The 23,417-nt window shown below is 49.6% G+C and carries 42 protein-coding genes; 16 read left to right on the top strand and 26 right to left on the bottom strand.

Features of this window, described 5'->3' with window-relative positions; all coding sequences use genetic code 11:
* Nucleotides 1-215: 215 nt before the first annotated feature.
* Nucleotides 216-1,616 carry a PBSX family phage terminase large subunit gene (locus tag Q1L34_RS12690; protein WP_327204555.1) on the bottom strand — a complete coding sequence of 467 codons (1,401 nt, stop codon included), beginning with the start codon at nucleotides 1,614-1,616 and terminating at the stop codon, nucleotides 216-218.
* Nucleotides 1,540-2,343, bottom strand: a complete 804-nt coding sequence (locus Q1L34_RS12685) for a hypothetical protein (protein WP_110184479.1) — start codon at nucleotides 2,341-2,343, stop codon at nucleotides 1,540-1,542. Before Q1L34_RS12685 ends, Q1L34_RS12690 begins: the two co-directional genes overlap by 77 nt.
* 72 nt (nucleotides 2,344-2,415) lie before the next feature.
* On the opposite strand from Q1L34_RS12685, the gene Q1L34_RS12680 reads away from it, so the two are divergent.
* A complete protein-coding gene (locus tag Q1L34_RS12680; protein WP_065809765.1) occupies nucleotides 2,416-2,907 on the top strand; it encodes a hypothetical protein in 492 nt (163 codons plus the stop codon).
* Between the two features lie 86 nt (nucleotides 2,908-2,993).
* On the opposite strand, the gene Q1L34_RS12675 is transcribed toward Q1L34_RS12680, so the two are convergent.
* From Q1L34_RS12675 to Q1L34_RS12580, 20 genes are all read right to left on the bottom strand, one after another.
* On the bottom strand, nucleotides 2,994-3,236 hold the full coding sequence (locus Q1L34_RS12675) for a DUF1378 family protein (RefSeq protein ID WP_085846336.1): 243 nt from the start codon (nucleotides 3,234-3,236) through the stop codon (nucleotides 2,994-2,996).
* Between the two features lie 11 nt (nucleotides 3,237-3,247).
* Nucleotides 3,248-3,718, bottom strand: coding sequence for a lysis protein (locus tag Q1L34_RS12670; RefSeq protein WP_327204554.1), 471 nt, complete (start codon nucleotides 3,716-3,718; stop codon nucleotides 3,248-3,250).
* Nucleotides 3,715-4,212, bottom strand: a complete 498-nt coding sequence (locus Q1L34_RS12665) for a lysozyme (protein ID WP_327204579.1) — start codon at nucleotides 4,210-4,212, stop codon at nucleotides 3,715-3,717. Before Q1L34_RS12665 ends, Q1L34_RS12670 begins: the two co-directional genes overlap by 4 nt.
* A complete protein-coding gene (locus Q1L34_RS28390) occupies nucleotides 4,190-4,459 on the bottom strand; it encodes an HP1 family phage holin (RefSeq protein WP_012542609.1) in 270 nt (89 codons plus the stop codon). Before Q1L34_RS28390 ends, Q1L34_RS12665 begins: the two co-directional genes overlap by 23 nt.
* A gap of 154 nt (nucleotides 4,460-4,613) precedes the next feature.
* Nucleotides 4,614-4,850, bottom strand: coding sequence for a hypothetical protein (locus tag Q1L34_RS12655; RefSeq protein WP_327204553.1), 237 nt, complete (start codon nucleotides 4,848-4,850; stop codon nucleotides 4,614-4,616).
* A gap of 556 nt (nucleotides 4,851-5,406) precedes the next feature.
* Complete coding sequence (locus Q1L34_RS12650) at nucleotides 5,407-6,009, bottom strand: DUF1133 family protein (RefSeq protein ID WP_327204552.1); 603 nt, start codon at nucleotides 6,007-6,009, stop codon at nucleotides 5,407-5,409.
* Nucleotides 6,006-6,665 carry a phage N-6-adenine-methyltransferase gene (locus Q1L34_RS12645; protein ID WP_327204551.1) on the bottom strand — a complete coding sequence of 220 codons (660 nt, stop codon included), beginning with the start codon at nucleotides 6,663-6,665 and terminating at the stop codon, nucleotides 6,006-6,008. The genes Q1L34_RS12650 and Q1L34_RS12645 overlap by 4 nt, the downstream gene beginning before the upstream one ends.
* The gene (locus Q1L34_RS12640) at nucleotides 6,658-6,966 is read right to left on the bottom strand and encodes a Ref family recombination enhancement nuclease (protein WP_327204550.1); all 309 of its coding nucleotides are present in this window, start codon (nucleotides 6,964-6,966) and stop codon (nucleotides 6,658-6,660) included. The genes Q1L34_RS12645 and Q1L34_RS12640 overlap by 8 nt, the downstream gene beginning before the upstream one ends.
* Nucleotides 6,967-7,494: 528 nt before the next feature.
* On the bottom strand, nucleotides 7,495-7,797 hold the full coding sequence (locus tag Q1L34_RS12635) for a hypothetical protein (RefSeq protein WP_064360100.1): 303 nt from the start codon (nucleotides 7,795-7,797) through the stop codon (nucleotides 7,495-7,497).
* Nucleotides 7,790-8,593, bottom strand: a complete 804-nt coding sequence (locus Q1L34_RS12630) for a DUF551 domain-containing protein (RefSeq protein ID WP_241186480.1) — start codon at nucleotides 8,591-8,593, stop codon at nucleotides 7,790-7,792. The genes Q1L34_RS12635 and Q1L34_RS12630 overlap by 8 nt, the downstream gene beginning before the upstream one ends.
* Nucleotides 8,593-8,784, bottom strand: a complete 192-nt coding sequence (locus Q1L34_RS12625) for a hypothetical protein (RefSeq protein ID WP_032717031.1) — start codon at nucleotides 8,782-8,784, stop codon at nucleotides 8,593-8,595. The genes Q1L34_RS12630 and Q1L34_RS12625 overlap by 1 nt, the downstream gene beginning before the upstream one ends.
* Nucleotides 8,785-8,918: 134 nt before the next feature.
* On the bottom strand, nucleotides 8,919-9,266 hold the full coding sequence (locus Q1L34_RS12620) for a hypothetical protein (protein WP_327204549.1): 348 nt from the start codon (nucleotides 9,264-9,266) through the stop codon (nucleotides 8,919-8,921).
* Nucleotides 9,267-9,372: 106 nt separating this feature from the next.
* Nucleotides 9,373-9,633, bottom strand: coding sequence for a DUF4752 family protein (locus Q1L34_RS12615; protein WP_237201746.1), 261 nt, complete (start codon nucleotides 9,631-9,633; stop codon nucleotides 9,373-9,375).
* Complete coding sequence (locus Q1L34_RS12610) at nucleotides 9,630-10,016, bottom strand: hypothetical protein (protein ID WP_327204548.1); 387 nt, start codon at nucleotides 10,014-10,016, stop codon at nucleotides 9,630-9,632. Before Q1L34_RS12610 ends, Q1L34_RS12615 begins: the two co-directional genes overlap by 4 nt.
* Nucleotides 10,013-10,798 (bottom strand): ParB/RepB/Spo0J family partition protein, encoded by a 786-nt coding sequence (locus Q1L34_RS12605; RefSeq protein ID WP_327204547.1) that lies wholly within the window; start codon nucleotides 10,796-10,798, stop codon nucleotides 10,013-10,015. The genes Q1L34_RS12610 and Q1L34_RS12605 overlap by 4 nt, the downstream gene beginning before the upstream one ends.
* Complete coding sequence (locus Q1L34_RS12600; RefSeq protein WP_072046546.1) at nucleotides 10,791-10,994, bottom strand: hypothetical protein; 204 nt, start codon at nucleotides 10,992-10,994, stop codon at nucleotides 10,791-10,793. Before Q1L34_RS12600 ends, Q1L34_RS12605 begins: the two co-directional genes overlap by 8 nt.
* Nucleotides 10,991-11,281 carry a MarR family transcriptional regulator gene (locus Q1L34_RS12595; protein ID WP_327204546.1) on the bottom strand — a complete coding sequence of 97 codons (291 nt, stop codon included), beginning with the start codon at nucleotides 11,279-11,281 and terminating at the stop codon, nucleotides 10,991-10,993. The genes Q1L34_RS12600 and Q1L34_RS12595 overlap by 4 nt, the downstream gene beginning before the upstream one ends.
* A 9-nt stretch (nucleotides 11,282-11,290) precedes the next feature.
* On the bottom strand, nucleotides 11,291-12,475 hold the full coding sequence (locus Q1L34_RS12590) for a phage replication protein O (protein WP_327204545.1): 1,185 nt from the start codon (nucleotides 12,473-12,475) through the stop codon (nucleotides 11,291-11,293).
* Between the two features lie 265 nt (nucleotides 12,476-12,740).
* Nucleotides 12,741-13,154, bottom strand: coding sequence for a toxin YdaT family protein (locus Q1L34_RS12585; protein ID WP_047664973.1), 414 nt, complete (start codon nucleotides 13,152-13,154; stop codon nucleotides 12,741-12,743).
* A 3-nt stretch (nucleotides 13,155-13,157) separates the two neighbouring features.
* On the bottom strand, nucleotides 13,158-13,409 hold the full coding sequence (locus Q1L34_RS12580) for a transcriptional regulator (protein ID WP_086893324.1): 252 nt from the start codon (nucleotides 13,407-13,409) through the stop codon (nucleotides 13,158-13,160).
* Between the two features lie 113 nt (nucleotides 13,410-13,522).
* On the opposite strand from Q1L34_RS12580, the gene Q1L34_RS12575 reads away from it, so the two are divergent.
* Both Q1L34_RS12575 and Q1L34_RS12570 read left to right on the top strand, forming a co-directional pair.
* Entirely contained in the window at nucleotides 13,523-13,921 is a 399-nt protein-coding gene (locus Q1L34_RS12575) for a helix-turn-helix domain-containing protein (protein WP_134935289.1), read from the top strand.
* Between the two features lie 127 nt (nucleotides 13,922-14,048).
* Nucleotides 14,049-14,450, top strand: coding sequence for a hypothetical protein (locus Q1L34_RS12570; RefSeq protein ID WP_118860296.1), 402 nt, complete (start codon nucleotides 14,049-14,051; stop codon nucleotides 14,448-14,450).
* Nucleotides 14,451-14,480: 30 nt separating this feature from the next.
* Here Q1L34_RS12570 and fumD read toward each other — a convergent pair whose 3' ends face one another.
* A complete protein-coding gene (fumD, locus tag Q1L34_RS12565; RefSeq protein ID WP_165634198.1) occupies nucleotides 14,481-14,690 on the bottom strand; it encodes a fumarate hydratase FumD in 210 nt (69 codons plus the stop codon).
* Between the two features lie 201 nt (nucleotides 14,691-14,891).
* On the opposite strand from fumD, the gene Q1L34_RS12560 reads away from it, so the two are divergent.
* A complete protein-coding gene (locus Q1L34_RS12560) occupies nucleotides 14,892-15,110 on the top strand; it encodes a hypothetical protein (protein WP_327204544.1) in 219 nt (72 codons plus the stop codon).
* Here the strand turns inward: Q1L34_RS12560 and Q1L34_RS12555 are convergent.
* Nucleotides 15,076-15,270 carry a hypothetical protein gene (locus tag Q1L34_RS12555; protein ID WP_074189305.1) on the bottom strand — a complete coding sequence of 65 codons (195 nt, stop codon included), beginning with the start codon at nucleotides 15,268-15,270 and terminating at the stop codon, nucleotides 15,076-15,078. The two genes, Q1L34_RS12560 and Q1L34_RS12555, sit on opposite strands and share 35 nt — an antisense overlap.
* A 366-nt stretch (nucleotides 15,271-15,636) precedes the next feature.
* Here Q1L34_RS12555 and Q1L34_RS12550 point away from each other — a divergent pair, with 366 nt between their 5' ends.
* The 12 genes from Q1L34_RS12550 (at nucleotide 15,637) to ydfZ (ending at nucleotide 21,724) form a co-directional block, all read left to right on the top strand.
* Nucleotides 15,637-15,747, top strand: coding sequence for a hypothetical protein (locus Q1L34_RS12550; RefSeq protein WP_227818850.1), 111 nt, complete (start codon nucleotides 15,637-15,639; stop codon nucleotides 15,745-15,747).
* Nucleotides 15,740-16,018, top strand: a complete 279-nt coding sequence (gene kil, locus Q1L34_RS12545) for a host cell division inhibitory peptide Kil (RefSeq protein ID WP_044350725.1) — start codon at nucleotides 15,740-15,742, stop codon at nucleotides 16,016-16,018. Before Q1L34_RS12550 ends, kil begins: the two co-directional genes overlap by 8 nt.
* A gap of 88 nt (nucleotides 16,019-16,106) precedes the next feature.
* On the top strand, nucleotides 16,107-16,328 hold the full coding sequence (locus Q1L34_RS12540) for a hypothetical protein (RefSeq protein WP_127673622.1): 222 nt from the start codon (nucleotides 16,107-16,109) through the stop codon (nucleotides 16,326-16,328).
* Between the two features lie 7 nt (nucleotides 16,329-16,335).
* Nucleotides 16,336-16,560, top strand: coding sequence for a ParE family toxin-like protein (locus Q1L34_RS28480; RefSeq protein WP_127673623.1), 225 nt, complete (start codon nucleotides 16,336-16,338; stop codon nucleotides 16,558-16,560).
* The gene (locus Q1L34_RS12535; protein WP_327204543.1) at nucleotides 16,560-16,784 is read left to right on the top strand and encodes a hypothetical protein; all 225 of its coding nucleotides are present in this window, start codon (nucleotides 16,560-16,562) and stop codon (nucleotides 16,782-16,784) included. The genes Q1L34_RS28480 and Q1L34_RS12535 overlap by 1 nt, the downstream gene beginning before the upstream one ends.
* Entirely contained in the window at nucleotides 16,781-17,182 is a 402-nt protein-coding gene (locus Q1L34_RS12530) for a ParB/RepB/Spo0J family partition protein (RefSeq protein ID WP_127673624.1), read from the top strand. The genes Q1L34_RS12535 and Q1L34_RS12530 overlap by 4 nt, the downstream gene beginning before the upstream one ends.
* The gene (locus tag Q1L34_RS12525) at nucleotides 17,179-17,556 is read left to right on the top strand and encodes a hypothetical protein (RefSeq protein WP_134937009.1); all 378 of its coding nucleotides are present in this window, start codon (nucleotides 17,179-17,181) and stop codon (nucleotides 17,554-17,556) included. Before Q1L34_RS12530 ends, Q1L34_RS12525 begins: the two co-directional genes overlap by 4 nt.
* Nucleotides 17,534-17,845 (top strand): hypothetical protein, encoded by a 312-nt coding sequence (locus Q1L34_RS12520; RefSeq protein ID WP_127673626.1) that lies wholly within the window; start codon nucleotides 17,534-17,536, stop codon nucleotides 17,843-17,845. Before Q1L34_RS12525 ends, Q1L34_RS12520 begins: the two co-directional genes overlap by 23 nt.
* A 95-nt stretch (nucleotides 17,846-17,940) precedes the next feature.
* Nucleotides 17,941-18,156 carry an excisionase family protein gene (xisR, locus tag Q1L34_RS12515; protein WP_047664977.1) on the top strand — a complete coding sequence of 72 codons (216 nt, stop codon included), beginning with the start codon at nucleotides 17,941-17,943 and terminating at the stop codon, nucleotides 18,154-18,156.
* The gene (locus Q1L34_RS12510; protein WP_327204542.1) at nucleotides 18,156-19,442 is read left to right on the top strand and encodes a tyrosine-type recombinase/integrase; all 1,287 of its coding nucleotides are present in this window, start codon (nucleotides 18,156-18,158) and stop codon (nucleotides 19,440-19,442) included. The genes xisR and Q1L34_RS12510 overlap by 1 nt, the downstream gene beginning before the upstream one ends.
* A gap of 29 nt (nucleotides 19,443-19,471) precedes the next feature.
* Nucleotides 19,472-19,555, top strand: coding sequence for a protein MgtS (gene mgtS, locus Q1L34_RS12505; protein WP_088402565.1), 84 nt, complete (start codon nucleotides 19,472-19,474; stop codon nucleotides 19,553-19,555).
* Nucleotides 19,556-21,520: 1,965 nt separating this feature from the next.
* Nucleotides 21,521-21,724, top strand: a complete 204-nt coding sequence (ydfZ, locus tag Q1L34_RS12500) for a putative selenium delivery protein YdfZ (RefSeq protein WP_004862340.1) — start codon at nucleotides 21,521-21,523, stop codon at nucleotides 21,722-21,724.
* A 155-nt stretch (nucleotides 21,725-21,879) separates the two neighbouring features.
* Here the strand turns inward: ydfZ and Q1L34_RS12495 are convergent, their stop codons facing one another.
* Nucleotides 21,880-22,140 (bottom strand): hypothetical protein, encoded by a 261-nt coding sequence (locus Q1L34_RS12495; protein ID WP_004862343.1) that lies wholly within the window; start codon nucleotides 22,138-22,140, stop codon nucleotides 21,880-21,882.
* A 211-nt stretch (nucleotides 22,141-22,351) separates the two neighbouring features.
* Nucleotides 22,352-23,269 (bottom strand): LysR family transcriptional regulator, encoded by a 918-nt coding sequence (locus Q1L34_RS12490; protein WP_004862346.1) that lies wholly within the window; start codon nucleotides 23,267-23,269, stop codon nucleotides 22,352-22,354.
* Nucleotides 23,270-23,417 lie beyond the last annotated feature (148 nt).

Here is a 23,417-nt window from a genome sequence, read left to right as displayed (position 1 = left end):
TCGATACCCGTGACGGATCAGATAATTTGTTAAAAATGGCCCGATTTAACATAATGACTGTTACCCGCACCAGCCGGATCCCTCCCATGATGAAATGTCCGCCAAAGGCTTATTTCGTCAGGATAAGTAGCAGAAAGTGCGTGAATAAAACGTGCATAAACAGGGTCAAAAAGTGAATAGGGATTTTTCGGCGTGAGGTGGCTATTTCCTGATGTTTAACCTCTTCCCAGGGCTTCCCAGATATCCATTGCCGTATCAGTCGGGGCGAATGCCATAATGAATGCATCAGCCACGTTCGGTGACGGAACATCACGCTTAGCGAGGTCTTTCTTGCTCTCCACCATTACGCGACCATTCTTGTCAAAATCACGGTGCGGGGTGGTAAGTTCCAGCTTGAGCTTTTCCAGCAGCGGACAGGATGAGTCAATGCTAATCAGCTCATCTACCGGGTACTGCTCGCCGTTCTTTACCGCGTTGAAGGTGTTACGGAAGCGATCCGCTACCAGCCACCAGGCTTGCGCTTTGAGGTTGGCGAAAAAATCCTTGTTCGGGATGCCAATATATTCGTAGTCCGGCTCATTCACACCAGCGCCAGCATTGAAACGCTGATAGTTGATGCGGGATGCATTCATGTTTTCGCGCTTACGATCCTCATTAATTTCTGAGAATTTCGCGCCAGCAGATGCCCCAACGCCGATTGAGTCGTAGACGATATCAGCATCACGCTCCAGTGCCGCCTGATAGGTACGCTGGCAGCTCTTCAGCAATTCGTCTTCTTTCGCCTTCCACTCATCCGCCCAGTACACGACGGAGCCGTGACGATAGACGTTAGCGCACTTATCGGCGCCGCTATCAGCAACGTCGAAGCCAATACGCTTGCGCCCGCTCGGCTCGAAATTAAGGACTTTATGGGCATCAACGGCCGCCTCAATCCATGACAGCTTGATAATGGCCGCATCATCATCCGACTCTGGCACGCCTTCGTAGACATGCTTAAACCCATCCGGATCCCGGCGCTTAGCGGCTTCGATAACCTTCAGCATAGTGTCGGACAAAAAGGGGTTTTCATCGTAGTTGATTTTGCGTATCAGCGTATCTTCTGGCGGATCGACCACAAAGTTACGCCACACGAAATCAGTCACCAGTCCGGGGTTAAAGATAAACCAGCACTCTGAGCCCTCTTTACGGATGGTAGGCTCCAGTATCTTCCACTGGTATTCCGTCAGCGCGTGGGCCTCTTCAAGCCACAGAACGCTGATACCTTCCAGAGACTTAATCTCTTCAATGTTGCGCCAGAGCCCATAAAAGACGAATTCAGACCCGGTCACCCGGTTAATGATTTTGTTGTTCAGAATGCGGAAACGATGCCGCAGGCCAAACCGGTCAATCTGAATTTTCAGCAGGGTATAAACCGACTCTTCAATTTTGTTCTGTATCTGACGAGCACAACAAAAGCGAAGGCTGTATTTATTTGCCAGGAATATTGCAATTCCGGCAGCATCCCACGACTTTGACGATGACCGGCCACCATAAAGCACTTTATTCCTTGCTCTCTTCGTCCAGAACGGACGTAGCGCCGGATTCAGTGTCGGCTTGGATGTCTGAGTAGAAGTCATTGAGGTCACGCTCTCCATTGCCATCATCAATACCAGCATCACGACGCAGGCGATCGGCCTCCAGAGATACCTTGTCAGTAGCAGCTTTTCGATAATCAGTATCAGCAAATATTTTACCGACCGTAGCAAGCGTGCCCACAATGGATTCAATGCGCACTGTGTTGCGCATCATCGCCTTGTCGGCCGCAACCATAAGGGCTGCCAACTTATCGCGCGCCTCATCACTTTCAGCGTCTTCCATCAGTGTTAACCAGCGCCCTATATTCTCAGCAGCGGTGAGGTTATTAGCTCGAAGGCGAAAGAGTTCATCCTCCAGTTGCAGCACCCTGGCATCTTCAATGACGTCATCTTTGAAAAGCATTCGGCGCGCATAGCCACCATGCTTTACCGCCTCCTGATTGCCGCGCTGGAATGGGTTGGTTGGTGGGTTGGTACGCACTCCACGTATCGGTTTCGTATCTTGTGGGGGTTCAGCTTTTGGTTGTGCGCTTTTTTGCGTACCGCCTGAACTGACGGGCTTCTCGGTGGTACGCACCTTTCCTTTTTGCGTACCAGTTTGCGTACCATTTTTGCGTACCTGCGTACCAGCCTTGCGTACCCAACTAAACTTCTTAGCCCTCTTCCTGATAGCCCCTTCAGTAACGCCGTATTGCTCACCTATATCACGGAGGCTAAGGACTCCGGCCCGGTATGCCGACTCGATGGCCTCCCAGTCCGGTGTTGCCATATTAATCTCTTGCTTTAACTTATCATTATGCATACATTGTATTCTTGATTACATTGTATGCGAGGTTTGCCGATGATTTCCGTGCGTTTGCCAAAAAATATTGACGACCAAATTGGCTACATTGCCTATAAAACAGGAGAGACTAAAAACTCAATTATCTGTAAAGCTTTAGCTTTGTATCTGGAAAATGTGCATTTGGCTTCAACTCCACTGCCTGAGGGTTTTCAAGAGGAATCACCAGAGGATATGGGCGCTGTGCTTTCTGAACTGGAGGAAAATAAGCGCAGTGAATTCATCGACCAAAGTCTAGAGATTCGTAAATGGATTAATGACCGCATGATTTGGTCTAACAACCCGAAAGATTTAAGTGGAAACCCAGTGGTGAATCGAGGACGTAACTTAGTCATTGGTTTTCAATGGCCTGACTGTTCGTCCGGTGACGAGATTATGCTTTTTTATCGTCATTTAGGTGGAGCATCAATCTATGGGTTAGGAGATGATCAAATTCGCGCGACTACTTACCAGAAATGGAAGGACAGCATGGTGGTGGTTGATATTAAATAGAATTCACCTTCAATTGGTTAAATGCATTTTTATTAAATTTAGATCATCATCAGGCGCACTCGTAAATGCGCCTTGTGATGTCCTGCTTATGCAGCAGTTTTGCTTTCAGCCACCGGGCCAGCAACTGAGGTGGCTGTAGCAGCCGGAGCATCAGCGCTGGCAGCCTGCGCGGCCTTCAGTCGCGTCTGCACCTCTTCCTCAATTGCATCAGACTTAGCCTGCGCTTTTGCCTTAATGTAATCCCGGATTTTTACCCAGCCACCGGCAATGAGATACAGTGCGGAAACGATGGTCGAGAACCACAGCATGATAGTTTCATAAAAGGTCATTTCATTTTTCCTTAGTTAAGACATTGCTCTCTGATGTACTGCTGAAGACCGGCTATTTGCTTTCCGGCGGTTTCGATTCGACTTCTGAGGGTGAAATAATCCCGTTGAGCGGAGTCAGTAAGTCCGGGGCGGTCTGCATCATCCACGCCGGTGGAGCTGGCCGGGCTGCTGCTTCTGTTTTTGGGGCAGGTCGCGTTGAGCTGCAACCGACGCTTACCAGAAGCAACATCACGCTCAAGCTGATCGATAGTGGCTTTAGCATCTGCCAACTCTCCAGTGTATTTAGCATCCAGCGCAGCTACGTCACGCTGGCGGGTTGTCATATCGGTGATGGTCTCGTTCGCAAGGTTTAGCTCTTTAACCTTCTCGTCACGCTGCCTTTTAAACTCGGTAGCGTTGTCGTGGTAGTGACTGGCCAGCCACCCAAGGCAAACAACCAGGCAGATCACAATGGCGCTGATAATGGCGGTTAATCGGCTCATTTCTGCCCCCACAAACAAACTTCACGCTCAATCTCGCGGCGAGTTACCAGGCCTTTCCACTGCTTGCCCTTGGCGTAGGTCCAGCGGCGCAGTTGGTCACACGCCCCCTTCTGGTCGCCCTGGTTGATTTTGCGCAGCAGCGTGGAGGCCTGGAAGTTCCCAGCACCGACGTTATAGGCGAACGAGTACAGAGCCCCGCGCATTGTTACCGGGATTGGCTTCTGGATGTACGGATCAATCTGGCGGGCGACGGTGTTCAGGTCTTTATTGAGCAGCGCACGGCATTCAGCCTCGGTGTACTTCTTGCCGAGCATGATGTCTTTGCCAGTATGGCCATAGCAGACAGTCCAGACGCCTACCACATCCTGATAGGGGTCATAACGCACACCTTCAAGACCATCGTTCCCGGTTGGGCCGGTGATGAGCGCAGAAGCAATGGCTATGGAGCCACCGCCGACGGCAGCGATAACGCTATTCCTCAGTTTTGGTGTCATAGCCATTGAGCCGATCCTCGCGTTCTTTCCGCCGGTAGTACCAGTTCACCCCACAGGTGGTAATGGTGCAGGCGATACCGACAATAATTGCCCAGTCACTCAGGGTCATCCCCGCTATTTTGTCGGCCAAAATCCATACCTCTGCCTTAACTGCCCCGGCATACGCCTTTGCTGAGACACCGCATCCCGTCAGTGCGGTCCCGGTGCCGTATGAAAGTCTGCTGTAAATGGTGCTCATTTTTGTCATAACCTCACCTCCGTTGATGACGGATGGCGCTGTGTGTTTGAAAAGGTCAGGCTTCACGGGCTGGATTAACAACAACACGCGTCGAGGATGATTCCCGTGAGCCTGAAAATAAAAAAGGCCACCAGATGGTGACCTTTAGTGTTTCTGAGTATGGTTATTCTGATTTTAACTTTTCATATGATTCATTCATTTTTTGAACTGCACCGAGCATGCCTGAATCGTTACGCATCACCCATTGATAACCGTATTGGCTAACAGGATTCATTGACTGGTATGTCACTGCGACTTGAAATAAAGAAACGCCATTGCTCAATTGCGATTTGGCTGTGTAAACGCCATAGAGAAATAAAACGACAATAATTGCGATAATCCCTAAAATGATTTTTTTCATTCAATCCACCATCCATAAGTTCGCTTAGATTTTATTTCAGGTTCAGCATCAATTCCAGTAAAAAAGTCCCGCACGATGGCGAGGCGTGTTGGTTTTCAATGTTGCAATATGACGATGTGACAAGGGTACTGGTGCAATGCATCTCGCGAATACCCCTGTCGGATCACCGGAAAGCAAAAACCCCGCTATGGCTGGGTTTGGTGATATTTGATTTCTACATGAGATCAAGTGATTCGCGTAGTCTTTGTGGCATAGGTGTTGGTAACCCTACCCTCGATACCATCAATCGATCAAATTGAGACGGCCCTATGACTAAACCAACACCATTGGGATAAGTGGCATATCTAGTACCGTCAGAGTCTGGATGCTTAGTGATTTTTACTGCAAAACTTCGCGTATTTCCGTCAGGAAGAAAATGTACAAGAGTGAAAACAATATCTAGCACGGGTCCGTATTTGTCCATGGTGGTCCTCAGTGAGAGCCAGCACATCATACGCCGCATTAAAATAAAACCCGCTAACTGCGGGTTTTATAATGTTTTGCTGCTCAGTTCGCTTTAACGTCCCGAGCCTATCACAATAAAAGCACTTTCCGCGCAAGAGTTCAAGTAAAACTTGTCGCCATTTGTGCCGAAAGCGTCACACATTCGCGCATAAAGCATCGACTCTGCAAGATTTAACCAAACATCGATCCTGCTTTCACACGTTCTCAGGCACCACTCTGGGTGTTTTTCGTTAAGGTCGCGAGCCATCGCCTTTTTGCTAAGCCTCTTGATATACCGGTCTTCTATAAGCGCATACAGACTCTTATGCCCTGAGCGAACCAGTATTTCTCCGAGCACTGAATTGATGATCAGCGCCTCTTCATCGGTACAGAACGCCAGACCGCTTTTGTTTTTGCCGCTGAGGATCTCTTTTAGAAACGCTTCTAACTCGGGTTTGGTAATACCTGATTTCTTCATACGTCGCAAAGCATCATTGATAGCGGTTTTAGTGATTTTCCCGGATGCCAGTAGCTGGTTAAACATATTGCCGCCGCTACCGCCTCCGATATATGACCAGCGGCCCCACATGCGCAGCTTTCCCTGTATCCAGATACTTTCCAGTGTGCGGAGGCGAACCATTTCACCTGACTTACCAACTTCAGAAGGGTTGATCATTCATTCACCTCATTTTTGATTTTCTGCTGCCCAGTAGCAAACTGCGCCAGTGTCAGAAATGCGCGGCCCTTTGCTTCGATATCTGTCCGATTGATGTAACTAAAACGCTCTCCTCGCCAGGTCTTATCAAACACGGCAATAGCACCTGCGAAAAATGCACTAGTCGCCTTTTGTTTTTCATCCGCAGGCTTAAACCAGACAGGCAGATCGAAACCAATTCGCCCACGGATAAAGCAGACATGATCCGCATCTTCCGGCCACCACGTTTCACTCGTTGCTGATTTAACCAGGAATACGTAGCGCCCGCCCTTCTCACGTTGCACAGCCGCATAATTCATGATGTGAGTCATGCCAGTGATGGCTTGCTTTTCGTGATATTGAGAGCGGCTATATGGAGGGTTTCCGAAGGCCGCGCCGCCAAGTTCATCCAAGCGGCCAGACCAGTCTTGCACCAGCGCATTGTCTTCAGCGGTATACCAGGCTGGGCATTTTGCGTTGCTGTCGTCGGCGAACAGATCCAGAACCAACGGGCCAAACATCGCATTAATGCCCCAGAACAGCGGATCCGGGGTGCGCCATTGGTCGCCAATCTCTTTTAACTTATGGGATACCGCTACACGCTGAGCAGCCAGGGATTCGCAGTAAGGGTTAGTCATGCGCTGGTTCCCCCAACTCCTGGAGAACCTGATTAAGCAATTCAGCCTCGGTACCGAATTTTTCTTCCCATGACTTACGGCCAGCATGAATGGCAACACCGTAACCACCAGTGCGGTGATGGGTGTGGCATAGAGGAATTACATGGAAGTTATCAGCGCGAACAGACAAGCCAGTGCCAGAACTGCAGTGATGGATTTCTGCCGGTGATTCACCGTAATCAAGATTTCGGCAAGCTATGCAGCCAAGTGCTGCCACACGGCTAAGATGGAGCTTTTCAGCTTTGTTTTTTGATTTGCTCATATCGCACCGCCTGGGCGCGACAGACAAACAGAAACACCGCGCACAAAGGCACGGCGTAGAATGGTGTTGCTGCGTTTTTGCGTCATCACTATACTCCGGTGATGGCGCCATAGATTCGGTGTTCAGCCGATGTGATTATTATAAATCAGCTCGCTGCATGTGAGCTATCAATTTGGTAACTTTTGTTCGACCTTACTGTGAATCTCCCAGCGACTGATTCCGCAGCTACCGCAGAAGTTAGCCAGGTAATCCAGACCTGACCACTCCCGAACACCACCGCGGGCAGCCTCGACAAAAACGGCAATATCCTTATCCCGCCACAATCCGAACAATCTCCAACCACCGCCATCAGGGCTTTTTACGGCAGCTATGCGAGTCAGTACACCGGTCTGATACAACTCAGTAAAGGCGGGTTTCTTTCTGGTTATCATTCGCATAAATTACAAACCTTAGATTTGTTGATTACAAATAGCGTGTTTGCGTTTTATGGTTTCATCTCCAGGGGCGGCTTTGCGTTCTGCGGGGGATTTAGGCATGCTCCCGCTCCTTCTGGTGCTCGTCTTCATTGCTGAAGTCGTCGCCGTCGATAGGTATCAGGTTTGCCGGAGATAATGAGCTCCAACCATATTCCCCACTTGGGTGTGTAACATCTCCAGTAACAATCCACGCATTACGTGGGTCATCATGAATCCATATGCAGTCATTGACTGGCGAAATAAATTCATCCAGGTGCCTCACCAGCTGCTGGAGCACTACGCACTTACCATTGAGATTAACGTTTATTTTTAGACCGATAATTATAGCCAACCCACCTGCGCGTAACTCAGCCATGATTCACCTCCTGCGGGTCGGCTGGCAGCGGCATCCAGTGGGTTATTTCATGGCTCTGAAACTGCGCCTGCAGTTCGCTTTTGATAAACCACACGGGCCCTTGCCTTTTGCTCTCACTCCACCACCCCCAATAATTGCCGTCCGTTTCCGGCATCCGCTCGCTTACCGGAACCCATTTGCCCGGCACGGTAGCGACGCTCTGTACAGAGTTCAGAGCGGGGGTATCATGCGCGGCGGCTGCGAGCATGGCGACATAACGCTCGCGCAAAGACTTGCGTCCGTAGTCGCTATCGTTAAATGCAGCGCACATGGCTTGCGTTGGTTCCTTCGGCACCATCACGTAACCATCCGGAATTACCGCGGAGATGCCAGCCTGGAGCATGGCGGCGCGGCAGACTAACCATGCCTCCCACTGCGCTTGAGTTGATTTATCCACATAGTCAATACCAGATTTGTGTAGGTTAAATCCGCCAGTTTCCTCTCGCTCTTCCGTTTCGAAAGCATGTCGTAACGTGTCGATATCTGGCCCTGGTTGCTCTTTGATATGCAGTTGCGGTTCTCCGTCTTTTGGAGCAGGCCATTGTCGCGGCTCTAAAACCATTCCAAAACGCTCACCTTCAGTGAAACCGTATGGCTCACTTTCCATTGCTTCCAGTGCATATTCTGCCAGTTGAAGATCGGCCAGGATTTCTTTACGAGCGCTTTCGAAGGCTCGCTGCTTTGATGCGAACCTCAAGTTATTGATATTTTCTTTTGCCCGTTTGCGTAGTTCTTCTCGGGTTAATTTACTGGTCATTAATTATCTCCTTCGATAATCGCATTCAGGGCGTTGAGAACCATATCCGTCATGATACCCTTTCCATTCACTGAGACATGGGCGTTAATTTCGCTTCGAGCCGCCTTGAGAACCCCGACGCTGACCGTGACCCTGCGTTGATTGTCCGCATTGATTTCCCGCAAACGTTCCAAAGATGATTTTTCAGCCATCACTCAGCCTCCGAAAGAAATGTGAACGAACGAGAACAGCCAGAGGATGAACTCAATTACTCCCCAGCCAACAACGCCGCAGATTATCCCCAAGACGAGAAATACAGCGCAGAAATTATCATTTGGGTTGAACATCACTCAGCCTCCACCTTGACGCCAGCGGAAACACACGCACGATGAAACTCCAGTTTCACGCCGACCAAAATCTGTTTTCTCTCTTCAATGGCTACCTCTGCGAGATAGTCTTCGAGCATTTTGAGCTTCGGTAGCTTCACGGTTCGGTACTCCAGCTGAGTAATCCGCTGCTGCGCCTTCTCCAGCGCCTCTACCAGCGTGAGAACATTATCTGGGCATGCCGTAATCTGGTATTCGTTAAGCGCGGAGATTCGAGCATCGAAAGACATTATCGGAGCCTCCCCTGCATGTTTTGCTTTCTCTGCTGCAGCCTTCAGGCTCTGCGCCAGTTCGGTGATATCAGTCATGCTGCATCCTCACATTCGTGACTTTCCGGATCGTCGGCTTTGTAATAACCGCCGCACAAATTGCAGCGGACTTCTGCCACATCGTCATAATTAGTAGTCCCGGTTATCATTTGTCGTCCCCCTCGCTGCGGAACATCATGATTGTCAGGTCGCCTTTAGTGGCCAGGCGAACGGTAGAGCCAGGTTCCAGGCTGTTAAGCTCAAAGGCGTCATAAAACTCATTCACGGCTTTCTGGCGGCGAGATTCCTTACGACGCTTGTCCCACTTCCTCAGAGCATTTTTGGTAATCCACTGGCCTGTTTTGAACATGATGTATACCCACCCCAGAAGGGCTAGACCGGTATTGAGATAAGTGGCGATGCTCATTTGTCGGCCCCCTCGCGCAGCTGCTGGGCATAAGCCAGCAATGTTTCGCAGATATAACCAGCGCCATAACATTCGTTTGCAGCCTGCTCCACCCCATCAGCCTTAATCCCGGCTACGATGCGATCGGTGGCGGGGGTTTCGTCCATAAAATCAATCAACGCCTCAAACTCTGACGGCTCGACAACGTATTTCAATTCATCGCCGTTAACCTCGCACTCCTCCGCGGTCCTGTTTACCGCATTGATTGCAGCCTTCAGCCCCACGTTCTCCGCAGTCAGCTGCTGGTAGGCCTTCGCCAGCTCCAGATACTTCCGCTCTTTGATTGACAGCTCGCCTGCGCTCTCCAGAGAGGCTATGAGCTCGTTTACCGTTTCAATGTTCATACAGCCTCCCCTAACACCCAGCGCAGAGCTTCGGCATAATCGCCACTGGCGCCTTCGAGGGCTTTGGTTATTTCTTTGCGAGTTTTAAGGCGTGGTTTTGTTTCGCCGAGAACCTGGCGCTGGCGGCGGGCCTTTTCATGGCCGGTTGTGCCAGCAGTTGCCGTTTCGATCTGCTGGACCTTTTCCCGCTGCTCATCTGGTGTGAGAGATGTAAGCTGGCGAGCCTGGGTTACGGTTATGGCTCCCTGCTCCACTGCATCCCTAACAGCCTGGGTTGCATCCAACAAAGAGAGCGTTGCGCGTACGGTTTGGATGCTAACCCCGAACATCAGCGCCAGGTCCTCTTCATCGTGACCACGCACCAGTGCGTCGGCCATCTTCTTAGCTCGGCCCAACGGAGTATCAGCCTGGCGGATTTCGTTAGCTGAAACCATCGCCTGAGCCATACGAACGGCAGAGCCACGTTTAGTAACCGCCGGGACCAGTAGCGGGGCTTTGCCCTCTTTTGCCAGGCGCTTGTTAGCCTCCAGCGTGTGGCGGACGCGCTGACGACCATCGACTACACAGGATTTGCCAGTTTCAGGATCTTTCCAGACGATGATCGGCTCAAGCACACCCTGGTCCATGATGTTCAGCACCATGGCTTCACTGAGAGGTAAATGAATACGCTCATCGTAAAGCGGGTGTGCCTTATCAGTCACCAGGTGCAGATTTTCCGGCTCGAACATCAGGACGTTCGTTTTGCCGCTGGCGCCGTATGCGTCGATCGAATTTTTAGCCATTTTTCACTCCAGTTTCCGCTATCCACTTTTCTTCGAGGTTTTGCTTCGCTTTTTTCCGACTACCAGCCCAGTAGCTTTCCTGAACGCGATAGTGGTCATACGGGCATTTCAGTGCTCCTGAGCAGGAACCAAACCGGTAGTCTCGCCAGTAAAACTCCGGAGCAAGTCCACAGTTGGGGCAAACAGGTAATTTCATCGCGCAGCCCCTCGGTGTTCTCTCAGCAGGGTCTCAAACATCAGACGCTCCCGGTTGCCGCAGCCAAATGGCATGTCGTTAATGCGCCATACGGTCACGCCATCGCGGAGTCCACCAGGAATGATGCGGTGCATCCCCCGTAACTGCCGAATCTGGCCGGATACTGACGGCATACGGCGGTTCAGTGCGCTGGCAATCTCTGCCGCTGTCATGTCTGGATTGGCCGCGATAAAGTCGAGCATCGGGATTTCGCTAGTCTGCTGTGTTTTGGATTTTGTTGTTTTCATGAGAAGTCCTTAGCCCCGAAAGCCTTTCGGGATGTTGGTATCAACTTTTCCGCTAAACCCAAGATTGCCGCCTACTGCAAGGTTTACCGGGCACAGCTTCAGGGCCAGCTCGGGCCATTTGCTGCGCAGTGTCTTCATGGATTGAACTTTTGAGCACCAGAACTGATCGCGCTGAATGCGCTCAATCATGGTGCGAATTTGGTCATAGTTGCAGCCGTGCTCCTGCCGCAGCATGCGAACTTCGTTGGCCCAGGCGACAAAGTTTGGCTCTCTCGGTTTTGCCAGAGAGCCGTCAAACTCTGCTGCGCGTTCGTACATTTCGATGATGGTCGACCAGAACCACATCGCAAGATCGAAGTCGTCATCGGTAGCCAGGTTGCTGTCTTCGGTAGCGTCCGGGAGAGCCATCTCCGGGAGGAGTGTTTTCGGACTTGAATCAGCAAAGTTATCCACAGGAGAAATCTCTCCCGCGTGGTTTTTATGATCTGTATGTAATGATCTGTTTTTAAGATCTGTATAGAGAATGGATTCGGCTTGAGAGCCGTTTCCAGGATTCGGCTCTTGAGCCGTTTCCATTCGGCTCTTGGGACGAATGCATTCGGCTTGAGAGCCGTTTCCATTAGTTTCAATCACTTGCTTCGATTCGGCTCTTAAGCCATATCCATTCGGCTCTTGAGCCGTTTCCATTCGGCTCTTGGGACGAATGCATTCGGCTTGAGAGCCGTTTCCATTAGTTTCAATCACTTGCTTCGATTCGGCTCTTAAGCCATATCCATTCGGCTCTTGAGCCGTTTCCATATATTTCAATGGATTAATGTAATTTCCCTGTTGTGGGAATATTTTGGCGACTAACGCATCCTGATCGACCCGATAATGCTTCTTAGGAGTGCCGTTTACCTGCCGAAGTTCTTCCTCAATAACCCCCGCAAGATACTGCTCTGTAATCTTGAACATAGCCTTCCGGACCACATCGCCATCTTTAGCGCGAATCTCTTTCGCCAGTGCTGCGTGCTCTTTGTAAAACCAGCCATCGTCCAGGCTTGACTTGCCCGACCAGAACACCAGCTGATTCAGGATGGCCGCCAGCAAATGCTGCTGCCGGTCACCGGCAAATAAATCCAGATACGGTCCGGGGATCGTGACGCAATTCCCCTGTCCCGAAAGGGCCTGAACAATTTCGAAAACCTTGCTCATACCGAAACCTCATTGTGTAACCGTAAAAACTCTCTTAACCCCACCCAGCCCACACTCCCGCAGGCTTTGCGGTAGGAAACATCTGTCTTAGTCGCAGTGATTACCGTCACCATGTGTCCCTTGTGCCTGTGCTGGAAACGCGAACCGGCTTCAGGGATACCATTGCAGGCGTTATCCCCTTCAGAAGGTACATACGCCGGATAAGCTCGCTTCAGGCGAGCAATCAATTCAGCAGCAGACTGGTTACACATAGTCACCTCCGGAATCAGTGGTATTTCGTTACTTCAACAGCACCGGGTTGATACGCTTTGCTGTATACGGCTTCGATAGCATCGTCATGAGCGTCAATCGCCGTTCCGATAGCGTGCTGAGCAGCAAGCAGCGCACGACGTTCAATGGTGTCGTAGATGCTCAGTCGGTGGCGGATTTCACGCGGGAGAACACGCAAAATCGCCGGGAGAAGGAGCCGGATTTTTTCACGCTGCAGCTCGGTTTCTCCCTTAAGCCAGCGGTGGAAAATGTTCTGCTGATTGCTCCAGGTTTTACCGGGCACCAGGCGCAGCTGATTACCACCAATGCGCACGTACTCTTCGGCGATCGCATTTGCGGCGAAGGCCTGGCCAACTTCAGCGGCCCAAGCCAACAAGGCCATTTCTACGTGCTCGTGTTTGATTTCCATCAATCAGACTCCTTGTTGTTTCTGAGGCAGAATCACGCCTTCAGGTATGCCACTGATAGGGGTTGGGTGCAGATCCGGGCGTAATTCATGCGGGGTTACTTCCCATCCCATTAGTTGGCAGAGGGGAATTACCCGACCAGATGGAACTTGTTTTTTTAACCACTTGAAGACAGTTTGCTGGCTTACGTTTAAGTGCTGACCAATTTCGGCCTGGGTGAAGCGCCGTGCTACTAGCGCTTTAATTTCTTTTTTCATGGTGCATCTCCTGTTATTCACATTTTAAAAACACAACTTCAAGGCGTGATATGCAACAACTTTAGGTTCATATCGCAAGTAACAATCTTTGGTTGTATTATTTGGGTATGAAAATGAAGACCATCGACATCACCACCTACCGCATAAACAGGCTCCTAAAGGAAAGAAATTGGAGCCAAACAGATCTCGCCCAGAGGATGGGCGTTACGCAGCAAACCATTCAGAAATGGGCGAAAGGTAAAACCAGCCCTTCTATGGAGAACGTCGATAAGTTATCGGAGATTACAGGACATCCACCATATTGGTTCATGCTCCCGCCAGACGAAGGCGACCAGGTGGTGACTCCGGACACAATGAAGTTAGGCCCTATGCAGTTAGACCTGCTTAAAACCTTCAATGCGTTCCCGGAAGAAGATCAGCAACAAATGCTCTACGAGATGAAAGAGCGAAAAGAAACTATGGATAAGACCGTTGCTCGGTGGCTTGCCGCCCAAAAGGGCAATAAAGCGTAAGGCGCTACATGCGCCTTACAAACATCCAGAAAAAGAAAAGCCATGCTGCGTTAGTTAGAGAGATAGCTAACGCGACAGAGGATAGTAAATCAGAGAAAGTATACACATCTGACATAAGGATATTTCCTTGATTTATAGTGATTTAGTAGCAACCTCTGCCATGATTGTAGCCATAGTGGCTGTTCCAGCAAGTGGCTATCTAAGTTACCAATATGCGATTAAGGGGGAAAAGCGCAAGGAGTACAACACCATCGCCGACGCCCTCCGCAAAAAGCTAAGAGAACAACTTGAGGCGGTCGATCTCGGGTATTATCCAAATGAAAGAAATGGCATATCTAATGGTGAATTTGAGTATTTTTTAGATATGCTCCCAAGAAAAAAACGCGAGCCTGCCCGTAAGATTTGGAAAGAATATCAAATATCTTTAGTTGAATGCGCACATTACGACGATGGTTTTTTCATCTTTATCAACCAAAACGACCTTAAAACGGCCATACAAAAACTTCTACCCGTTACAGAACGCCGCTAACCCGCCATGGGTCATTTTTTTAATATTCCTCTACTCCTCCAGCAGCTTTACCGCCAGTTTCATCACCTGAATCTGATCCAAGTCCCACTTATCAATCCCCTTTGAAATCTCCGTTCTTATCACGTCAGCTATGGCTACCCGCTTGGTTTCATGCCCTTCGGCGACCATAGCAAACACGACGTCCCCAACGATACGGCACATCTCCTGATAGCGAAGTTGCGCGGCTTCTTCGTAGTCCATACCAGTAACCCTATTTGATGTTTTTGTGAGCATACCACTTTGCATTGCCTTTCAACACAAACATGCCACCATAAAAAATACAACCTGAAGTTATTGACAACATAACTTCAGGTTGTATTATTAATCCCATCAACACCTATCAACGGTGCCATAGATAAACGTTCCGCTACCCGGCGATAAGGGCTAACTAACGAGGTGAATATGGAAAGCAAAGATCTGGTAGTGATTAACGGTCAGCTATGCAGCAAAGACGTTGCCCTGCTGATTATTGAGAAGGTTTTACCTACCGTTCTTGTGGTGGTGGCTGAAAAGGTGAGGGACAGGCGATCCAAGGATGAAGTGAAAGAAGCAGCCACAACCGTAGTTGAAGCCGCTATATCGGCAATTAGTTTGAAGAGCCTAGTTGCTCCCAAGTCTTGATCGCTTTCGCACTTTCCTCTTCCTCACGCTTTGTAAGCAGGGAGAGAAAATCAACCTCAGAGCGGTCGACTTCAGAAAGGAACTCTTCAGGGGTGATTTCTTTGGGTTGAGTTGATGCGTAAACAACGGCCAAAAGCCAAGCCTTATCATCTTTATTCATGATTTACCTTTGCTGGTTGTGTGAGAACTCCAGCATACCACCGAGCCTGAAGTGGTGAAAAGACAGGCAAATAACAGACCTTGCAATGCAGTGAATGCGGCTATGCGCACGCGGTTCAGTTAAAGCGGTACAACAACGGTCATTCATGTTGTGGGGAAAAAGCAGGCCGATACCAGTTGTTAACTGGCTGGTATCACCGGGAGGCACCCGGCACTGCATTGCAAAGTCTGTTCGGTACTCAATATCACATGAGGGTAATGGGATGATTAGAGAAGAAGACAAGCCGGCATGGAACCTGTTCTGGGTTAAGGTCATCGCCTTATTGGCTGCGGTCGCCGTTCTCAGCTTTGCATGCTGGGGTGGCAAATGAGCCGAAACGGTATTCGTTCACTGGTTATCGTTCTGACTATCTGCCTTGTTGCCTGGTCAGCGACGATTATCAAGATTCTGCATGTTACGGGGGTGTTTGATGGTTAGTGCAAACTTGTTGTCTGCTCAAAATAAACTGGTTATCGCGCAGGCTGTCGGCGATAGCGTGATGTGGGCTCAGGCTATGGCATCAATGAAGCACGAATATGATTCTGTCAAACAAACTGAAGATAGAATGCTTTCAGGTCATATAAACCTTCTCTCAAGCCTCAAAGTTGATGATGTAATTTGCAACTACGAAATATATGGTGACTTAACCATTATTGACGGTGATTTACTTCTGGCTCAGTCAAAAATCAATACTGATATTTTTTATTAATCATAAACACCAATCGTTATTCATGCCTTAACTGGCAGGGATAAACTCAATCTAAATATGCCTGTTACATGAAAGGCAGGAGATAAAAATGGAAGATCCAAAACTTCGTTGCTACGGCTGCGGTGGCTCCTTTGTACGTGAAGAATTACAATACCGCCCTTCCGGTAGAGGTGCATATCGTAAAGAAAAATACTTCTGCCCGACATGCAATGAGAAAGAGATAAAGAAAAACACTCTGACCTCAGCTGTATCATCATTCCGAAAATCATTGCCAGCCAGACCAGGCTACATGAGCCATAAACGCTGGTAGGTGATAAATGATCATAACATCTAATCGCATACCTCCGCACATTAATGAGAAGGCATCGAATGTTCTGAAAATGTATGCCAGTGGCAAAATAAACCCATGCCGTATTAAATGCGGGAATTTAAGTTTAAAGGTTGGCCGGAAGTGGCGCTTATTGTCACATGATGATGGTGGATGCTGGAAAGTAATGAGTCACGAAAAATACAACCAACTTAAAGACAGGAAACAGAAATAATGAAAATCGAATTTAACGATCAGGGAACTGTTTCAACAGTTACTGTGACCAGCTCGGCTTTTGAGTTCAGACGACACAACCGGGTGATTGATATTGCCCTGTTCCTTACTCCAGAGATGGCCAGTAGAAGCAGCGGTTTCTTCATTATGCGAACAATCCTGAGCGGGAAAACAAAACACGCTCTTAGAGCCTATAACCACCTTATCCGGGAGGCCATACGATGAGCACTATCAAAGGCCAGTTGATCAGCAGCCAGCGGTACCTGGACAGGGGAAAAGTAACCGACAGAGCACTGCGATTTAAGCGGTTCGTTGTATCTGTCTACCCCATCGTGTTGCGTGGTGTCCAGTACAGCATCCTGATGGATGGTCATCACAACTATGCAGCAGCAAAACTGGCGGGCGTAGAGCCGGATTTCCGCCATGTTTCTAAAAAAGTGATGAAAGTCATCGGCGGAATGACAGAGCGCGAGCGTGAAGCCCTGTTTATTAACAATGTTACCGATAGCAATTATTACTACGTTGAAACCGGTGAAGTGGTTCAGGAGCTTCTACTGCCGGATACGTCGTGCAAGTTCCAGGCTCACGCTGGCAATCAATGGATATTTGGGGGTGCAGCATGAGTTGCGGATATCAAGGTTATGAGTTTGGGGCGCATTACCCGGACAGCCTTTGCTGTGATGGCTACCTGTGGGATTGCGACGCATACGAAGATGGCATGCTGACGAATGGTGGTGACATTCCTTGCCCTGTCTGTAATCGCAAGCAGTGGCTGGCCTTCTACCGCGATCACATCATTGAGTGCGGAATGATGCAGTCAGAGCGCAAGCATGGGCCTAAAACTGTGAAATACGGTGGTTTCCCTGAGCCTGTGCGTGGTGATGCAAAGGCTATGCGTACCATTCGTCGCTGGCTGCGGCGTGGGTGGTATCAGGGTAGAAAATATGATGCGGAAGCGCATAAGGAGGCGCGCCATGTGCCAGGCGCTAATTCTTAAATACTCAAACGCCGAACCTGAGCAACTGATAGGCGTCATTCCTCTGGAAGAGGTTGTCGAGCTGATGCGGCTACGTATCCGTCAACAGGTTCAAAATGAGGTCGAGTCCGAGCTAATGGATCGCATTTCAAATGCGGAGGACGACGCCAGAGAGGCAGAAAGCCGCGCCGATGATTGGCAAGGGGATGCAGAATGGCTGTACCAGTCCATCAAGGAAGCCTTAAATCAGGACTGGGAAACCGCTAAAGAAACACTCAGAAGTGCGCTTAATAATTCACAAGCAGGTTAATTCAGTTCAAACAATGTGACAGCACACTGCATGATTTCTAATAATCAACATTAAGCCGGGATACTGATTATAGTTTCCCGGCCATGAGGTTATTTATGGCCGATATTGCTCAAGAAGATGAATGGGTGATGGAAAAGGGAATAGTAGCGAAGATGTATATGACTCCCCGGCAAATTAAATCTTATCGGGAAGGGAGATGGATTGAGGGGGTTCATTATAAGAAGCACTCGCCTAATCCTTCTGCCTCAGAAGGAAGAGTAACACTTCTCTATAACTATACCAGGATTAATAGGCTTGTCGGGGATACGTAATGAATATGCCTACTGGCGTAGAACTGCATGGGAAGGGAATAAGAATTAGCTTTCTGTATCGCGGCATTCGTTGCCGCGAAATTTTACGGGGTTGGACTGTTTCAAACAGCAATATCCGTAAAGCAGGCAATCTCCGTGCTTTAATCGTCAGTGAAATACAACAGGGAAAATTTGACTACGCGGAACACTTCCCGGAGTCGAATGCAATAAAAAAGTTCACCACAACGAAAATGATCCGCACATATGGCGAGCTGTGCGAAACATACCTCAAAGCAAAGAAGCTTGAGGTATCCTTAGCGTCATATCGCGGTATAGCCTCCAGATTAGAAACCCTGAAGACCGTGGTCGGAAGCAATACCCATATTGCAGACATTCAGCATAGTGACCTGCTGAATTATCGAAATCAGCTGTTGACCGGAGAGTCAGTATCACCACACTCCCCCTGGCTTAATAAAACAGGACGGGCAGTATCCACCGTTAACGGGCTGATGAACACGCTAACGGAGATGCTTAAGCTGGCCCAACGCAGTAACTTCATCAGCCACACACCGCATGAAGGTTTAAAAATGCTGAAGCGGTCGCGTAAAGAGCCAGATCCGCTACTGCATGACGAATACTACGCCTTCATCCAAGCGCTGCCACCTCCTGCAGCATTATTATGGACAGTAGCAATCCACACGGGACTTCGTCACGGCGAACTGTCAGCGCTTGCATGGGAAGATGTAGACCTCGAACGAGGAGAGATCCACGTTTGTAGAAACAAAACCAACGAAGGGCTATTCGTCCCACCTAAAACTGACGCAGGTAATCGGACTGTCACCCTATTACAGCCTGCAGTGGATGCGCTTCGGCTTCAGTTTCAGAAAACAGGGGCACTCCGCAAAACAGAAATCACGTTCAACCACCGGGAATATGGTTTAACTGAGCAGCAGAATTTACGGTTTGTCTTTATCCCGGGCGCTCGTTCCCGGACAAAGGCCACTAGTTTCAGCAAGTCCTCCCTGGGCTACAGTTGGGACGCCGGTTTAAAGAAAGCCGGCATAAGACCTCGCCGGCCTTATCAGTCTAGACATACATTCGCCTGCTGGTTATTAACTGCGGGTGCGAACCCGTCATTCATTGCCAGCCAGCTCGGGCACGAAAATGCCAAGATGGTTTATGAGATTTACTCAAAATGGATCGGAGGGATGGACCGCAACCAGGTAGAGCTGCTGAACAGCACGTTGCCAACCGCTGTGCCCCATGGGTGCCCCAAAGAAAAAATTAATAAAATTAATTTCAATTAGTTCAATGGGATGCGATTAAGCTGGATAATATGCATGTATTTATGGCAGTACTGGGAACAATTCTGTTCTTTGGTTTTCTTGCCGCGTATCTAAGCCACAAATGGGATGACTGATGAACGACGATAATCCCCACCCGTAACCGCCCCCTGTTGCTGACTGCACCAGGGGGCGTTCCGTTTTTAGCTTTCCGAACATAGTATTAGCTTCATTGTGAGAAATTCATTCCTTCCGCCGTACCCGGCCCCCTGATGGCAACGAGGATCGTCACTTTACCTTCATACTGAGGGTGTAGATTATTCAGCATTATTCGCGATATCGGATTCCTTGCCAGTGAAAACCCATATAGCTATTCCGTTGCTAGCTTTTTTGCTCACATTGCTAGCCGGCGTATTTTTAAACAGACCCTCCTCACGGATTATTCAAGATAAATGCATGTCGTTCGATGGCGTAATGGCATCGTGCATGACCACGCACTACCGCTCCCGCCACCGAATTTCGAAAGCTTTCCTGCATTGACAATGCTCTCTCTCTGCTGGCGGTAAGATCCCACATTTTTTCGTCATAACGACTCGGTTCGGACGCGGTGATTGGCGCTATGCCGTACTTCGGTACTTGGCGCTATGCCGTACTTCGGTACGATGTGGGGAGGATTATCGCCGCCCTTCGCGGAAGCTCTGCCGTCCTACCGACTTCAGGCACAGCGTGAGAGCTAGTCTTCCTGGTCTCATGCCCCGCGATAGTGCTAATTGTCGATTCTCAACAGAAGAATAGCGGTGTTGGACACCCCTTCGGTGAGTCAGCAGAAATATCACTCAGGTCAACACATCGCTTTGATGACCTCGCGGCCAGGCTTCCTCATGGAATATTCCTAATTAAGGTGTGTCGCGAAGGGGAATTATTGATTCTCCATAAAATAATCACATTTTTGGTTTGGAATTGAGGCTCGCCAGTTCAGGAGTTTATTATGAAAAAAATTATCCTTGTCATTTTTGTGCTCTGCGGAGTCATGTCTCTTTCCGGATGCATCCTTCCGCCGGGAGGCCACGGAGGCGGACCCGGCGGTGGTCCTGGTGGTGGACACTTTCACGGGCCAGATCTTCGCTAAGGTGGTAAGGCCATTTTGTTACAGCTGTTAATCAAGCCACCCGCAGATTAATGCCGATCGTTTAAGGTCGGCTGCCCCCGGCATTGCGCTGCCCTCCCGTGGCCGCCACGCTGCGATATCCTTGCTGAAGGTTTTTCAGCGGCGGAATGGTCAGCATGGAATAACGGGACATGCCGCAGGGGGCTGGCGCGGCTGAAAATCGCTGAGCCGGGGCCGCCAGCATGGACAAAAACGCCCGGAGCGTTTTTGAACGACGTTGACGTCGGCCCCGAAGGGGTGAGTCCCAGGGATGGGACGAATAACCTGGCGGAGGCAAGCCTTACAGGGAGGTTACCTCTTGCCGTCCCCGAACAGCCAGACGGCGGAGATGAAGGTATCGCGTCGCGACGATTTTTCTTGCCGCAATGCCGGGTTCCCAGGGCCGGGCGAAACCGGCCCTGGGCCGTTAACCTGTCGCGCAGGAAAAAGCAGCGTGCGGAACCTCACGTGAACGGAATATTCCACAGAACACGCGAGCCAGCGTACGAAGACCCCTTTCGCGCCAACCACCGTTTACCGGCATCGCCCTGGCCTGCAATAACCCTGCGGTATCAAGTCTGACTTCTCCCGGGAAGAAGGGCTAAAAGCGAAAATAATTTCTGGCAGAAGGTCCATGGGTTTATCCGGGAAATTACCCAGGGCGGTATCGATTATTAGTTCAACAGAATATTCGCGTTTATCGCTATCAACAGATAAAAAGCGACACGCTGATATTATGTTTTTTTATAAAAAAGTAAGTGTTATGCGTTCTTTAACTATTAAAATACCGCTCACCCGGAGAAGAGTCGCCTCTTAACGGCTAAAAAGTGTGACATTGATCAAACTCAAAACATGGCAGGCGCAAAGGCGTATTTATATTACGTCCGTTGCCAGGGCCCGGCCTTGTACGCAATACGGTTTTTTTTGATGCACAGAGAAAAAAGGAGAAATACCCATGGTCACTTACGATCGTAACCGCAATCCTATTACCAACGGAAGCCAGGTGATGATTAATGGGACAGGTAAAACGGGTAAAATTGTTGCTATCCACGCCAGTGGACTCACCCCCGCCCAATTACGTCGCAGCAAAACCGTTGAAGTTGAAGGGAATGAAGGTAAGTTCGAACCCGTTGAACTGATCCGTCTTGGCCTACACTAAAGACGGCAATGCCGCTGCGGCACCGGCGACTAAATATCTGGCAAGCTACTGCATAGCCGATATTCAGCAAACCGTACCGGAACGGCATTCTTATTCCCTGCCTTACGCGCCGAATATCACCTTCTGTCTGGCACAGATTCAGCAACCCGGCCTCATCATGGCTCACATTTCCAGATGGTATTTTGTACCCCGCTGCCCTTCGGCAAATTCGGGTTCATATTTGCGCTATGGACATATACTGCTTTTGATTTGCCATACTGCTGACAGGCTTTAACGGCCGTAGAATGCAAACTATCGAGACCGTACCACGCATCAGCCTGAATGCTGACCTTTTCACCATCGTTATATTGGACTGCTGCGCACCCTGATAACGTTCCTGCGAGCACAATACTCAATACTGCTGTCATACTTTTCATTAAGTTCCCCCACAATAAATGCCGGGGATTATAGTTTAAGCAACCACCCGCGTCTGGCATATTTCAGGCAAACATCGTTTACCAGAGATATCTAAATAGATCGGAGAAACAGACCGAAAGAGCGTCACTCTACAGCCGCCCAGGCATCCCCCTGTAGCATGACGGCTTCAGGTATTCATACCAGAAGCCGTCCGGGCATGAGGAAACAGAATTACCGGTTCTTGTCTACGGGCTGGCGCCGACGGTAAACACGCAGAGCATCGATCACCCGCGAAAATGCGGGAGAAACTTGCTTCCGGCTGGGGTAATACAGATAGTAGCCAGGGAAAGGCTGGCACCAGGTTTCCAGCACCCGAATCAGCCGACCTTCTTCAATATGTGCGCCAAACTCTTGCTCAGGTAAAAAAGCGATGCCTAATCCGGCCAGTGCGGCGGTGACAATATGCTCTGAAGTGTTGAACGTCACCTGCCCGTTCACCCGAACGTTCAAATCACCACCTTCCTGATCAAAATCCCAGACGTACAGCCCCCCGGATTTGACCATTCTCTGGTTTATACAGCAGTGTTGCGTCAGTTCATGCGGAGTTTGCGGAATCGGGTAGCGTGAAAAATACTCCGGCGAAGCCACGGCCGCCATGCGTAATTCCGGGCCAATCGGTATCGCAATCATATCTTTATCAATGGTGTCGCCCAGACGCACTCCAGCATCAAAGCGGTCGGCAACAATATCGCGGAAACCGTGATTAGCATCGAACTCAATATGAATATCCGGGTATTCACGCAGAAGCGGCGTCAGTTTGGGTAATAAGGTGGTACGTAACACATCCGGCCCGCAGGTAATTCGTACCGTACCGGCAGGTTTGTCACGCAGTTCCGTGAGCATATCCAGTTCAGCTTCAATTTCATCAAAACGATTGCCGATGGCCTGCAGCAGCCGCTCTCCGGCTGCGGTGGGCGACACGCTGCGGGTGGTTCGGGTAAGGAGACGAATTTGCATGCGCTCTTCCAGGGCTGAAATCGCCTGACTGAGAGCGGGTTGCGTCACACCAAGATGCGCCGCCGCTCGGGTAAAACTCCCTTCACGGGCAACAGTGACAAAATAAAGAAGGTCATTCAGGTTGCGTTTCATTCGGCTGACACTCCCGATTAATAACTCAGGCTTATAAGCCTATTAAGTATTCATTAGCTAGTCAGGCTACACCAGTCATGTAAAACTTTCAGCAATTGATAAGCGTCAACAGCATGTTTATGCGTGCGTTTTTTTGTCGTTATTCCCG

It is taken from the genome of Klebsiella ornithinolytica (assembly GCF_030505655.1).
GTDB lineage: Bacteria > Pseudomonadota > Gammaproteobacteria > Enterobacterales > Enterobacteriaceae > Klebsiella > Klebsiella ornithinolytica.
This window is presented reverse-complemented; position numbering and strand designations above follow the sequence as displayed.